General features: G+C 68.6%; 11 protein-coding genes, 1 tRNA gene and 1 pseudogene. 11 read left to right on the forward strand and 2 right to left on the reverse strand.

What is annotated here, in order from left to right; genetic code table 11:
- Nucleotides 1-10: 10 nt before the first annotated feature.
- Nucleotides 11-1,378 carry an MFS transporter gene (locus OHA40_RS08845; protein WP_330234101.1) on the reverse strand — a complete coding sequence of 456 codons (1,368 nt, stop codon included), beginning with the start codon at nucleotides 1,376-1,378 and terminating at the stop codon, nucleotides 11-13.
- 137 nt (nucleotides 1,379-1,515) lie between these two features.
- Between OHA40_RS08845 and OHA40_RS08850 the strand changes: the two genes are divergently transcribed.
- The 6 genes and pseudogenes from OHA40_RS08850 to OHA40_RS08875 all read left to right on the forward strand — a co-directional run bounded on the left by OHA40_RS08850 (nucleotide 1,516) and on the right by OHA40_RS08875 (nucleotide 6,521).
- Nucleotides 1,516-2,073: a PadR family transcriptional regulator gene (locus OHA40_RS08850; protein ID WP_330232579.1), complete on the forward strand. Its 558-nt coding sequence runs from the start codon at nucleotides 1,516-1,518 to the stop codon at nucleotides 2,071-2,073.
- 21 nt (nucleotides 2,074-2,094) lie between these two features.
- Nucleotides 2,095-4,125 carry an NADPH-dependent 2,4-dienoyl-CoA reductase gene (locus tag OHA40_RS08855; protein ID WP_330232580.1) on the forward strand — a complete coding sequence of 677 codons (2,031 nt, stop codon included), beginning with the start codon at nucleotides 2,095-2,097 and terminating at the stop codon, nucleotides 4,123-4,125.
- A 56-nt stretch (nucleotides 4,126-4,181) separates the two neighbouring features.
- Nucleotides 4,182-4,985: a mycolate reductase gene (gene cmrA / locus OHA40_RS08860; RefSeq protein ID WP_330232581.1), complete on the forward strand. Its 804-nt coding sequence runs from the start codon at nucleotides 4,182-4,184 to the stop codon at nucleotides 4,983-4,985.
- 35 nt (nucleotides 4,986-5,020) lie between these two features.
- Nucleotides 5,021-5,419 (forward strand): annotated as a pseudogene (locus OHA40_RS08865) (diaminopimelate decarboxylase family protein); the annotation flags it as partial.
- 350 nt (nucleotides 5,420-5,769) lie between these two features.
- Nucleotides 5,770-6,390, forward strand: a complete 621-nt coding sequence (orn, locus tag OHA40_RS08870; protein ID WP_442944034.1) for an oligoribonuclease — start codon at nucleotides 5,770-5,772, stop codon at nucleotides 6,388-6,390.
- 55 nt (nucleotides 6,391-6,445) lie between these two features.
- Nucleotides 6,446-6,521, forward strand: a tRNA-His gene (locus tag OHA40_RS08875).
- A gap of 107 nt (nucleotides 6,522-6,628) precedes the next feature.
- Here OHA40_RS08875 and OHA40_RS08880 read toward each other — a convergent pair.
- Entirely contained in the window at nucleotides 6,629-7,294 is a 666-nt protein-coding gene (locus tag OHA40_RS08880) for a GntR family transcriptional regulator (protein ID WP_330232583.1), read from the reverse strand.
- A gap of 88 nt (nucleotides 7,295-7,382) precedes the next feature.
- Here OHA40_RS08880 and OHA40_RS08885 point away from each other — a divergent pair, with 88 nt between their 5' ends.
- From OHA40_RS08885 to OHA40_RS08905, 5 genes are read left to right on the forward strand one after another with little or no spacing between them, the layout of a single operon-like run.
- Nucleotides 7,383-8,153 (forward strand): sulfite exporter TauE/SafE family protein, encoded by a 771-nt coding sequence (locus OHA40_RS08885; protein ID WP_330232584.1) that lies wholly within the window; start codon nucleotides 7,383-7,385, stop codon nucleotides 8,151-8,153.
- Nucleotides 8,143-9,489, forward strand: coding sequence for an amidohydrolase family protein (locus tag OHA40_RS08890; protein WP_330232585.1), 1,347 nt, complete (start codon nucleotides 8,143-8,145; stop codon nucleotides 9,487-9,489). The genes OHA40_RS08885 and OHA40_RS08890 overlap by 11 nt, the downstream gene beginning before the upstream one ends.
- Nucleotides 9,490-9,529: 40 nt before the next feature.
- Nucleotides 9,530-10,795, forward strand: coding sequence for an MFS transporter (locus OHA40_RS08895; protein ID WP_330232586.1), 1,266 nt, complete (start codon nucleotides 9,530-9,532; stop codon nucleotides 10,793-10,795).
- Nucleotides 10,792-11,499 (forward strand): fumarylacetoacetate hydrolase family protein, encoded by a 708-nt coding sequence (locus OHA40_RS08900; protein WP_330232587.1) that lies wholly within the window; start codon nucleotides 10,792-10,794, stop codon nucleotides 11,497-11,499. The genes OHA40_RS08895 and OHA40_RS08900 overlap by 4 nt, the downstream gene beginning before the upstream one ends.
- Nucleotides 11,486-12,382 carry a polysaccharide deacetylase family protein gene (locus OHA40_RS08905; RefSeq protein ID WP_330232588.1) on the forward strand — a complete coding sequence of 299 codons (897 nt, stop codon included), beginning with the start codon at nucleotides 11,486-11,488 and terminating at the stop codon, nucleotides 12,380-12,382. The genes OHA40_RS08900 and OHA40_RS08905 overlap by 14 nt, the downstream gene beginning before the upstream one ends.
- Nucleotides 12,383-12,415: the final 33 nt, after the last annotated feature.

Consider the following 12,415-nt stretch of genomic DNA (forward strand, 5'->3'; position numbering starts at 1 on the left):
ACGGCGGATCTCACCGGGCCGACCCGGGCCCCTCAGGGACCGGATCGGTTCGGACTTCCATCGGGTCCGGCGACCGCACCGGCAGCAGCACCGCGAGCCCCACCGCGAGCACGACCAGCAACCCGGCAATGCCCGCGCGATCGTCGTCGAACAGCCAGACGAACAAACCGAAAAGACTCGGAGCCAGGAAGGACACCGCGCGGCCCGTGGTCGTGTACAAGCCGAAGAGCTGACCCTCTCGGCCCGGCGGGGCCACCCGCACCAGGAACGAGCGCGCCGCCGCTTGCGCGGGACCGACGAAAACCGTGAGCAGCAACCCGAAGATCCAGAACATCAGCGGGCCGGACACCACCAGCAGGGCGAAACCGCACACCAGCATCGCGGCCAGCGATACCACGATGACGATCTTCGGGCCTGCGCTGTCGTCGAAGCGTCCCGCGACGATCGCGCCCAGCGCGGCAACCACATTGGCGGCGATGCCGAACAGCAGCACGTCCGAGTCGTCGATGCCGTAGACCCGCACGGCAAGCACCGCCCCGAAGGTGAACACCCCGGCCAGACCGTCGCGGAACACGGCGCTGGCCACCAGGAAACCGACCGTGCGACGGTCGGTGCGCCACAACTCGCGCAGATCGCGCCAGAGCACCCGGTACGAGGCGAAGACCCCGGCGCTCGCCGCGCCGGGATCAGCGTTCGTCCGAGGCAGTTCGGGCACCGCGAACATGACCGGCAGCGCGAAGGCGGCGAACCACACGGCGGCCAGCACCGCGACCAAGCGGATGTTGAGCCCGTCGTCGGTGGGCACGCCGAGCAGCCCGCGATTGTCGCCCTCGCCGGCGATGAAACCGACGTAGCAGATCAACAGCAGGAAGATCCCGCCGAAATAGCCCATCGCCCAGCCGAATCCGGAGACCCGGCCAACCGTCTGCGGCGTGGACACCTGCCGCAGCATCGCGTTGTACGGGATGTTCGACAGTTCGAAACAGGCCGACGCGAACGCCAGCAGCACGAGGCCGAGCCACAGGTCGTTGTAGTCGTCGTGCACGAAGAACATCAGCGTCATCGGGGCGATGATGAGCGCGGTCAGCACACCCAGGGAGCGTTTGCGTTTCGCCGACGCGTCGAAGCGCTGCCCGCTGATCGGCGCGGTGAGTGCCACGATCAGGCCCGCGATACCCAGCGACCAGCCGAGCCAGGCACTGGCGGAAACCGCGCCGGGTAGGTCGTCGCCGACCTTGTCGGTGAGATATACCGAGAAGACGAACGTGAGGATGACGGCGTTGAACGCCGAAGACCCCCAGTCCCACAACCCCCACGCCACCATCTGCCCGCGCCCGGCCGCCTGCCCGACGGTCGCCTGCGCGTTCACCTCGGTCATGCCGCGCAGCTTAATGGCCGCAGCCCATGAGCACAGCGGGACGACGCGGGTCCGCCCCCAGCGATGGCGCGACGATCGCACCCGAACCTCTATGCACCTAGTTGCATAGTACCAAGTGTCACGGCTATCCTCACCGCATGGCACTCGAGCATGCGTTGCTGGTATCGCTGAGCGAGCGCGCCGGCTCGGGGTACGAGCTGGCGCGCCGCTTCGACAAGTCCATCGGCTACTTCTGGAACGCGACCCACCAGCAGATCTATCGCGTCCTCAAACGCATGGAGGAGTCCGGCTGGGTCAACGGCGTGTCGGTGGTCCAGGAGGGCAGGCCGGACAAGAAGGTGTACTCGGTGAGCGAGGCCGGGCGCACCGAGCTGGCCCGCTGGATCGCCGAACCGAGCGACCCCGGCACCCCGCGCAACGAGCTCGCGGTGAAGATCCGCGCCGCCGCCTACGGCGACATCACCGCGTTGCGCGCCGAGGTGGCCCGCCACCGCGACCAGCACGCCCAGCGGCTCGAGCTGTACCGGCACATCGAGAAACGAGACTTCCCGGCCCCGGACCAGCTCTCCGGGACCGCCCTGCACCAGTACCTCGTTCTGCGCGCGGGCATCCGCGTGGAGTCGGGGTTCGTCGAATGGTGCGACGAAGTTCTGCAAGCACTGCACCCGCGTGCCTCAGCCCCGCACGCGGATTGACGGAGAAAGGCGATCTCACCGATGAGCTCCTTCCCCCATCTGTTCGAGCCGCTCGATCTCGGCTTCACCACCTTGCGCAACCGCGTGGTGATGGGCTCGATGCACACCGGTCTGGAGGACCGCGCCTGGGACACCAACAAGCTCGCCGCCTACTTCGCCGAACGCGCACGCGGGGGTGCGGGCCTGATCATCACCGGCGGCTACGCACCCAACCGCACGGGCTGGCTGCTGCCATTCGGCGCGAAGCTGACCAACAAGACCGAGGCGTATCGGCACCGGACGATCACCAAGGCCGTGCATGAGCAGGGCGGCAAGATCGCGATCCAGATCCTGCACGCCGGTCGCTACTCCTATATGCCGGGCAGCGTCTCGGCGTCGTCGATCAAGGCCCCGATCAATCCGTTCCGGCCGCGCAAACTCTCGGCCAACGGCGTCGAGCGAACCATCGACGACTACGCCCGCTGCGCGAAGCTGGCTCAATTCGCCGGGTACGACGGCTGCGAGATCATGGGCGGTGAAGGCTACTTCATCAACCAGTTCCTCGCGCCGCGCACCAACAAGCGCACCGACGAATGGGGCGGCTCCGCGGAGAACCGGCGCCGGATCGCGGTGGAGATCGTGCGCCGCACGCGCGCCGCGGTCGGCCCGGATTTCATCATCGTGTTCCGGTTGTCCATGGCCGAGCTGGTGGAGAAGGGCCAGAGCTTCGACGAGATCATCGCGCTGGCAAAGGAACTCGAAGCGGCCGGGGCGAACATCCTGAACACCGATATCGGCTGGCACGAGTCGCGAGTGCCGACCATCGTGACCTCGGTGCCCCGCGCGGCGTTCGTCGAGTTCACCGCGAAGATCACCGCCCAGGTGACTATTCCGGTGTGCGCGTCCAACCGGATCAATATGCCGGAAGTCGCCGAGGAGATCCTGACCCGCGGTGACGCCCAATTGGTTTCGCTGGCCAGGCCGTTCCTCGCCGACCCGGAGTGGGTGAACAAGGCCGCGCAGGATCGCGTCGACGAGATCAACACCTGCATCGCCTGCAATCAGGCCTGCCTGGACCACGCTTTCCAGCGCAAGACCGTGTCATGCCTGCTCAACCCGCGCGCCGGGCACGAGATCGAGCTGAAGCTGCTCCCGACCCGCCGCACCAAGCGCGTCGCGGTGGTCGGCGCGGGACCAGCCGGTCTCGCCGCGGCGGTGAACCTCGCCGAACGCGGGCACCGCGTCGAGCTGTTCGAGGCCGACGACAAGATCGGCGGCCAGTTCGACATCGCCCGCCGTATTCCCGGCAAAGAGGAGTTCAGCGAGTCGATCCGCTACTACAGCCGGATGCTCGAGCTGACCGGGGTCACGGTGCACCTGAACAAGCGGGTCGGCGCCGACGAACTCATCGCAGGCCGCTACGACGAGGTAGTGCTGGCCACCGGCGTGCGGCCGCGCATCCCCGACATCCCCGGCATCGATCACCCCATGGTGCTGTCGTACGCCGAGCTGGTCCGCGAGGAGAAGCCGGTCGGCAAGCGCGTCGCGGTGATCGGCGCCGGCGGCATCGGCTACGACGTCAGCGAATTCCTCACCGTCGAAGGACATCCCACGCTCAAGCTGGACGAGTGGAAGGAAGAGTGGGGCGTCACCGCCGACGACGAGCAGGTGCCCGGACAGCTCGCTACACCGAGGCCGGCCCCCGCGGCACGCGAAGTCGTTCTGCTGCAACGCAAGACCAGCCCGTTCGGCAAGGACCTCGGCAAGACCAGCGGTTGGGTGCACCGCGCCGCACTGAAGGCCAAGGGAGTCGAGCAGGTCGGCGGCGTGAACTACGAACGCATCGATGACAACGGCCTGCACATCAGCTTCGGTGCGAAACGTCAACAGCCGCAGTTGATCCCGGTCGACAATGTGGTGGTCTGCGCGGGCCAGGAATCCGTCCGGGATTTGGAGGCCCCGCTGCGCGCCGCCGGTGTCAGCCTGTACCTCATCGGCGGCGCCGACCTCGCCGCCGAACTCGACGCCAAACGGGCCATCGACCAGGGCACCCGCCTGGCCGCGCGGCTGTGAGCGGCGATATGCGGCTGCCTTCGCATCGCCTAGGCGTACCTCCTATGCTGCACCGGGTGAGCCTGCCCTCCCCCACCTCCGAGAACCGCGCGGTCGTCACCGGTGCCTCCTCCGGTATCGGCACCGCGCTCGCCGCCGAGCTCGCCGCACGCGGCTACTCGCTGATCCTGATCGCCCGCCGCGAGGAGCTGCTCACCGAGCTGGCGCAGCGACTGACGCTGGCCCACGGCGTCACCGCCGAGGTGCGGCCCGTCGACCTGGCCGACCGCGCCCAGCGCGGCGTGCTGGCGGAGGAGCTGGCCGCGCGCGACATCGCCATCCTGTGCAACAACGCGGGCATCGCGACCTTCGGCGCGGTCGCCGACCTCGACCCGGACTACGAACGCGCCCAGATGGAGCTCAATGCCGTCGCCGTGCACGATCTGACGCTGGCCGTGCTGCCCGGCATGATCGCCAGGGGCGGCGGGGGCATCCTGATCAGCGGCTCGGCCGCGGGCAATATGCCGATCCCGAACAACGCCACCTACGCCGCGAGCAAGGCGTTCGCGAACACCTTCGCCGAGTCGCTACGCGGCGAGCTGAAGGGCTCCGGCGTGCATGTCACCTTGCTGGCCCCCGGCCCGGTCCGCACCGAAGCCCCCGATCCCGCCGACGCCTCGATCGTGGACCGGATGGTGCCCGACTTCATGTGGGTCTCCTCGGAATCCACCGCCAAGGTGTCCATCGAGGCGCTCGCCCGCAACAAGATGCGCGTGGTTCCCGGCCTGATCAGCAAGGGAATGAGCGTGGCGGGACAGTACGGACCGCGCGCGCTCACCGCACCCATCGCGGGCGTCTTCTACCGGAAGCTCGGCGGCTGAGCGACCTGCGTCACCGAGACGATCCGCGGCGTCATGTGTACCGGGTGCTCTCGGTCAAGCACATCGACGAAGGCCATACCTATGTCACCGTGGACGGCGGCATGGGCGACAACCCGCGCGTCGCGCTCTACGGCGCCCGATACGAGGTCGTGGTCGCCAACCGTCATCCCTGCGGTCCGCAGATGACCGCGACCGTCGCCGGCCGCTTCTGCGAGGCGGGCGACATCCTCGCCACCGACGTGCACCTCCCCGCCGACCTGCGTCCCGGCGAAGTGCTCGCGGTGCCGTGCACCGGCGCCTACCACCACAGCCTGGCCTCGTCCTACAACGGTGTCGGCCGCCCTCCGGTCATCGCCGTCCGCGACGGCCGCGCCAGGGAACTGGTGCGCAGGGAGACCACCGCCGATCTGCCGGCCCGCGACGTCGGGCGGTGAGACCGGCTCGGTCGTGATCGGACGGCCTTCGATCACGAACGAGCCAGGACGGTCCGCGCCAGCACGGCTGAACCACATCCCCCAGGCACGTGCAAGTCGGCACGAGTGCATAGCACCGGGCGTGTGAGCGGGGCCGGACGCGGGACCGATCGTGGGGAAACTGTATCGCCGCTGGTCGCGTTCGCCTGCCTCATCGGCGGCTTCCGGTGACCGCGCCGGGATTCGGGCGCGCAGGCGATGACGGCCGTCGTCCGCGGCGCGCCCCGGAACCGGGCGAAGACGCCGTACCGCGAGCCGGACAATTCGACCCGGCTAGTGTTGCACGAGTGTCCGACAAATACGTGGTGTGGATGGATTGCGAGATGACCGGCCTGCGCCTGGACAGCGACAAGCTGATCGAGGTGGCCGCACTCGTGACCGACAGCGATCTCAACATCCTCGGCGAGGGCGTGGACATCGTCATCCACGCCGACGACGACGCGCTGGCCGCGATGCCCGCGGTGGTCGCCGAGATGCACGCACGCTCCGGCTTGACCGACGAGGTCCGCCGCTCCGCCGTCACCCTCGAGGGGGCCGAGCGGCGGGTGCTCGACTATATCCGCGAGTACATCCCGACCCCCCGCACCGTGCCGCTGGCCGGTAACTCGATCGCCACCGACCGTGGCTTCATCGCCAGGGACATGCCGCTGCTGGACGCGCACCTGCACTACCGGATGATCGACGTGAGCTCGATCAAGGAGTTGTGCCGCCGCTGGTACCCGCGCATCTACTTCGGCCAGCCGGAGAAAGGCCTGAGCCACCGCGCGCTGGCCGACATCAAGGAGTCGATCCGCGAGCTGGAGTACTACCGGCGCACCGCATTCGTCGCCCCGCCCGGGCCATCCACCACCGAGATCGCCGCGGTCGCCGCCGAGGTGGGCGCAGAGGTCGCCGAATCCGCCCAGGTCAACGCCGCGCCAGAAACCGATTAGGGAGTCGGCGGGGTGACACGCTAATATCTAGCCCGCCGGTTCTTCACCGGCGATGGTGAGCGTAGTTCAGTTGGTAGAGCACCAGGTTGTGATCCTGGATGTCGCGGGTTCGAGTCCCGTCGCTCACCCCATACGGGCCAGGTCAGGGAACAAACCCTGATCTGGCCCTCTTTTCAGCGGGATCCCCGCAATTCTTCACGCGACCCTCTCTCGAGAAATCGCTTTGCGGGCCTTTGGGTCACCGACGCGCCTGGGCGGCTTCGTAGATCAGCGCGGCGTCATTGATGTGCTGCTCGGCCGCCGCCCGCGCGGCGTTCTCGTCGCCGTCGGCGATGTTCTGGAAGATCGCCCGGTGCTCGGCCACTGCTCTCGCGGCCCACACCGGGTCGGAGAGATTCGAGACCGTCGCGACCGCGATCCGGTCCCACACACGATGCAGGGCGTCTTCGAGAAACGGATTGGCCGCGGTCCGCCCGATCGCGCGATGGAATGCCAGGTTCGCCTGGGCGGAGCGCTTCGCGTCGCCCAACTCGATCGCGCGCTCGACGGCATCGGCGGCGTCGCCGATTGCCCGCATCTCCACGGGTGCGATCAGACCGCTGGCCTGCCGCTTCGCGGCTTCCGCTGCCGCGAGCCCTTCGAGGGACGCCCGCAGCCGATAGATGTGCCGGACTTCGTCACTGTCGAGCGCCGCCACCACTGCGCCGCCCCGCGCGGCGGGCACCACCAGCCCGTCCGCGAGCAGCCTGCCCAGCGCTTCGCGGACCGGAGTCCGGCTCACGCCCAACTCCTGGGCCAGCGTCGTCTCGGTGAGGCGTTCCGCCGGAGCGAAGTCGCCGTCGGCGAAGCGTCGGCGCAACTCGAGGTAGACCGCGTGGGTGCCGCTGGCAGCCGGATTGCTCATACCTAAAGCATACAGTGCATGCAAAACGCCCGTTGACACTCACTGCATGCACTGCATACACTCACTCTCGCAACGACGGGAGAGGCGCATGATCGGAGTGACTCCGGTACAACTCGCAGTGCTGACCGTGACCGGTCTGTTGGCCGGCGCGGCGAACGCCGTGGCGGGTGGCGGGTCGATGCTGTCGTTTCCCGCGCTGTTGGCGCTCGGCTTGCCGCCGGTCACGGCGAACGTCACGAACTCGGTCGCGGCCTTGCCGGGCTATCTCGGTGGATCGCTGGCTTACCGGCCGGAACTGACCGGCCAGCGCGGGCGCATTGTGCGACTCGGTGCGGTGAGCACGCTGGGCGCGACCGCCGGAGCGATCACGCTGCTGACGGTGAGCGCGGAGACGTTCCGCGCGGTAGTGCCCTGGCTGGTGCTGGCCTCCGCGGTTCTGCTCGCGGCCCAGCCGTGGCTCGTCGCCCGGCTGAACCGGCACCGCGTCGACGCCACCGGTGGGGCGGCCTTGATGTCGGCCCAGTTCGCCGCCGCCTTCTATGGCGGGTTCTTCATGGCGGGGCTGGGCATCGTCATCCTCGCCACGCTCGGGATGTTCCTCGACGACACCACGCAGCGGCTCAACGCGCTCAAAGGTGCGTTGTCGCTGGTCATCGGGATGGTCGTGACCGTAACGTTCGGCCTGCTCACCCCGGTGGCATGGGGTCCGGCCGCACTGCTGGCCCTGACCGGGCTGGCCGGGGGACGCCTCGGCGTCCAACTCGCCCGCCGTATCTCTGCTCCCGTGCTGCGCTGGACAGTCGCAGCGTGGGGTGCCGCGATCGCCGTCTCATTGGAGGTAAGCCGACATGTTTCCTGACTCCGACCTGCCCGCTCGCGCGGATTTGCTGATCACCGATGTCACCGCGCTGACGATGGATCCACGTCTCGGCGATCTCGAACACGCCACGATACGCATCGAAGACGGGGTGATCACCGAGATCGGCGTCGACCCGATGGACCCCGCGGGCGCTCGCGTGCTCGATGGAGCTGGACTGCTGGCGCTGCCGGGTTTCGTCGACACCCATTGGCATCTCTGGAACAGCCTGCTGCGCGGCACCGTGTCCGACGCGCCGGGACGTGACTACTTCTCGGTCAAGCGCGGCCTCGGACCGTTCCACGACATCGAGGACTTCTACTGGGCCGCGCGCTTCGCCCTCGCCGAGGCGGTGACCGCGGGCATCACCACCGTGCACAACTGGGACCACAACGTCCGCTCCCCCGACGATGCCGACGCGAACGTGCGGGCTCAGCTCGACGCGGGCATTCGCGGCCGGTTCTCCTACGGTCCGCGCGACTCCAGCACACCCGAGGCGACCATGGATCTGGCCGACCTGCGCGTCTTCATCGATCGCTGGCCTGCCAGTCGGACCGGTGGCCTGGTGGATGTCGGCGTCGCGCTGCGCGGCCCGCACCGGACGCCGGAGTCGGTCTACCGCGCCGAGTGGCGCAGCGCTCGCGAATGGGGTCTGCCGATCACGCTGCACTGCGACCGCTGCCTGCGGGAAACCGACTGCCGCACATGTGGTCTCGTCCGCTTCGACGACGAGGGGCTGCTCGGTCCGGACGTGCAGGTCGTACACGCGGTACATGCGTCCGGCGCCGACATCACCGCGCTGGCCGCGACCGGAACGCACGTGTCGCTCAGCCCGATCACCGAGCTGCGCACAATGGGGTTCCCCCTGGTAACGGAGCTACTCGAAGCCGGAGTCGTGGTCTCGCTGTCCACCGACACGCTCGCCATGCCGACCGCGCCGGACGTGTTCAGCACCTTGCGCGCAGTGGAGGCAGTCGAGAGTGCGCGTTGCGGCGCCGATCGCGCGCCGAGCCCGCGGCGGCTGCTGCAGCTGGCAACCGTCGACGGCGCCCGCGACCTCGGGATCGACGCGGTGACCGGTTCGCTGTCCCCTGGCAAACGCGCGGATCTCATCCTGCTCGACGCGCGATCGTCCAACCTGCTGCCCTCCGGCGATGCCGCCGAGGCGTTGGTCCGGCAGGGCCGCGCGACCGATATCACGACTGTCGTCGTCGACGGCCGCGTGCTGCTGGACGACAGGCAGCTCACCCAACCGTCCGCCCGCACCGCGGTGGCCGACGCGGACGCGCGGCGGGACGCGCTGGTCGAGCGGGCACGGACGGCAGGGGCCTGGAAATGACCGAATCACACTCGACGACAACACAAACGGCGGTGCACCAATGACCACGAACGTCGCCACGGTCCCTTCGACAGGAGCACGTGTCGCCACCCGGCCGGCCATCGCGTTCTTCGCGCTGCTGTTGCTCGCCTATTCGGTGAACGCAATGGATCGGATGGTTTTTCCCGTACTGCTGTCCGATGTCCGGGCCGAATACGGGTTCACGCTCGACCAGTCGGGCCTGCAGTCGACCATGTTCGCGCTCGGCATGGGAATCACCGGCATTCCCGCGGGCATCGCCGTGGCCCGATTCGGTCGCCGCAGGCTGATCGTCGTCGGCACCGTGCTCTTCTCCGTCGCCACCGTGCTGACCGTGGTGAGCGTGGGCTTTGCCGACATGCTCGCCTGGCGGGTGCTCTCCGGTGTCGGTGAAGCGCTGCAGCTCGCGGCGATCATCACCGTTGCCGCGGGCGCGTTTCCGCGCCATCGCGGCCTCGCGATCGGCGCGGTGAACATGGCGTTCGCGACGGGATCGGTCATCGGCCCGCTCGTTGCGACCGCCCTGCTGGTCGAACATGGCACCTGGCGTTCTCCGATGATCGTCTTCGGGCTCTTGGGCCTGGTCCTGGCGGTCGCCGTGCTCGTGCTGGTGCCGCTCCGGTTCACCGAGGTCGGCTCACCGGAACGTGTTGTGGAGACTGCGGATTCGCGCCACCGCGGCGGCGCCGGATCGGTGCTGTCCTGGAATCCGATGCTGCTCGCCGTGGTGACCGTCCTGTTCGGGCTCGTCGACTTCGCCTACATCGGCCTGTACGCCACCTTCCTTCGCGAACACCTCGGGTTCACCCCGGGACAGGCCGGGCTCGCAGTCAGCCTGTCCGGCCTGGCCGCCTTCGCCTCCCCCTTGGGCGGGTGGCTCAGCGACCGGCTCGACCCGCGGCTGTGCCTCGCCCTGCTCAACGTCCTCACGGCCGCCTCGGCCGCGGCACTGTTCCTCGGGCCCCCGACGCCGGGCTGGCATGCTGCGTTCTCCTTCCTGTTCGGGCTCTTCGCGAGCAGCGGCATGTACGTGGCGCTGGCCGGGCTGCTGGTCAAGTCCGTACGTCCGGAGATCGCCGGGCATGCCTCGGGACTGTTCATCACCTGTATCTACGTCGCCGCAGGGGTCGCCGGGTACCTGCTGAGCCGCATGGTCACCCTCCTCGGTTGGAACAGCGCCGGTCTGATCCAGATCGCCGGGCTCTCCCTGGTCGGCGCCGCCCTGTCGGTGCTGCTGCGTCCGGCGCTGTTCAGCTCCATCGCCGCCCCTGGAAAGGAAGCCTCATGACCTTGTTGTTCAGCCTCACCGCCAGCACGGTGCCGGTGGTCGGCTCCGACCGGTTGTTCCCGGTGCGCCGGGTGTACTGCGTCGGCCGCAACTACCTCGACCATGTGCGGGAAATGCGAGAGGGCGACGAGCGTGACAAGCCGTTCTTCTTCCAGAAGCCGCCCGACGCCGTCGTCGGGGACGGGGCTCGGGTGCCATACCCGCCGCGCACCGCCGACTTCGAGTTCGAGGGCGAGCTCGTCGTCGCCGTCGGTGCCGAAGGCGTCGACGTGCCGGTCGAACGGGCCCTGGAACTGGTCTTCGGCTACGCCGCGGGCATCGACCTCACCCGCCGCGATCGGCAGCGCGACTGCCGGGAACGACAGGTGGCCTGGGAAGCGGGAAAGTCCTTCGACGCCTCGGCGCCATGCGGCCCGATCACCCCGGCCGCGGCCGCGGGCGATGTCGGTGCTGCCGAGCTGCGCCTCACCGTCGACGGCGCTGTACGTCAGCACACCCGGATCGCGCACATGATCTGGAACGTCGCCGAGATCCTTGCCCACCTCTCGATGGACTACCGGCTCATGCCGGGCGACCTCGTCTACACGGGCACCCCGGCGGGCGTCGCCGCCCTCCGACCCGGAAACGAGGTCCGGGTGGACATCGATGGGCTCACCCCACTGACCGTCACCATCGCTGAAAGGAAGAACCATGCGACCCACTGAGCGCATCGACTACGACCCGATCGACGGCCGGGCACCGCTGCATCTGCCTGGCGGGGCAAAGGTGGCCGTGTGGCTGATCGTCAATGTCGAGGAATGGTCGGACTCGGAGCCGATGCCACGCACCGTCCTCACCCCGCCCGCGGGCGGGGTGCCATCGCCTGACGTGCCCAACTGGGCGTGGCACGAATACGGCAATCGCGTCGGCTTCTGGCGCATGCTGCGGGTGCTCGACGCATACGAGATCCCGGTGGCCCTCGCCGTCAACGGATCAGCGGTCGCCGCCTACCCCCAGATCACCTCCGCCGCTACCGCGCGGAACTGGGAGTTCATCGGGCACGGCTACACCCAGAAGAACATGCAAAAGGTCGACGACGAACGCCTCGACATCCAGCGCACGCGCGACGCCATCGCGGCGGCAACCGGTAGGCCCCCGCGCGGCTGGCTCGGCCCCGGGCTCACCGAGACCTGGGAGACTCCCGACATCCTGGTCGAAGAGGGCTACGAGTACGTCTGCGACTGGGTGCTCGACGACCAGCCCACGCTACTGCGCACCCGCACCGCACCGATCGTCAACGTGCCCTACACCCAGGAGTGCAACGACGTCGCGATGATGCTGATCCAGCACCATTCCGCCGACGAGTACCGGCAGCGGGCGATCGACCAGTTCGACCAGCTCCTGGCGGACGCCCGCGCCGACGGCTCAGCCCGCGTGATGGCGCTGGTCGTCCATCCCTACATCATGGGCGTCCCCCACCGACTGCGGTATCTGGACCGGGCACTGCGCCACATCAGCGCGCATCCCGAGGCGCACTTCTGCACCGGCGAGCAGATCCTCGACGCCTACATCAACCACCTGGGTGCGGTACCAGGGCCGGTGACGTAGCAGCGCCACGCAGGAGCGGTTGATCCGACCCGC

The organism is Nocardia sp. NBC_00508 (assembly GCF_036346875.1).
Taxonomy (GTDB): Bacteria; Actinomycetota; Actinomycetes; order Mycobacteriales; family Mycobacteriaceae; genus Nocardia.

Coding starts and splice junctions, on each gene's coding strand:
- OHA40_RS08845 (WP_330234101.1), bottom strand. CDS start 1,378: ATGACCGAGGTGAACGCGCAGGCGACCGTCGGGCAGGCGGCCGGGCGC.
- OHA40_RS08850 (WP_330232579.1), top strand. CDS start 1,516: ATGGCACTCGAGCATGCGTTGCTGGTATCGCTGAGCGAGCGCGCCGGC.
- OHA40_RS08855 (WP_330232580.1), top strand. CDS start 2,095: ATGAGCTCCTTCCCCCATCTGTTCGAGCCGCTCGATCTCGGCTTCACC.
- orn (WP_442944034.1), top strand. CDS start 5,770: ATGGATTGCGAGATGACCGGCCTGCGCCTGGACAGCGACAAGCTGATC.
- OHA40_RS08880 (WP_330232583.1), bottom strand. CDS start 7,294: ATGAGCAATCCGGCTGCCAGCGGCACCCACGCGGTCTACCTCGAGTTG.
- OHA40_RS08885 (WP_330232584.1), top strand. CDS start 7,383: ATGATCGGAGTGACTCCGGTACAACTCGCAGTGCTGACCGTGACCGGT.
- OHA40_RS08890 (WP_330232585.1), top strand. CDS start 8,143: ATGTTTCCTGACTCCGACCTGCCCGCTCGCGCGGATTTGCTGATCACC.
- OHA40_RS08895 (WP_330232586.1), top strand. CDS start 9,530: ATGACCACGAACGTCGCCACGGTCCCTTCGACAGGAGCACGTGTCGCC.
- OHA40_RS08900 (WP_330232587.1), top strand. CDS start 10,792: ATGACCTTGTTGTTCAGCCTCACCGCCAGCACGGTGCCGGTGGTCGGC.
- OHA40_RS08905 (WP_330232588.1), top strand. CDS start 11,486: ATGCGACCCACTGAGCGCATCGACTACGACCCGATCGACGGCCGGGCA.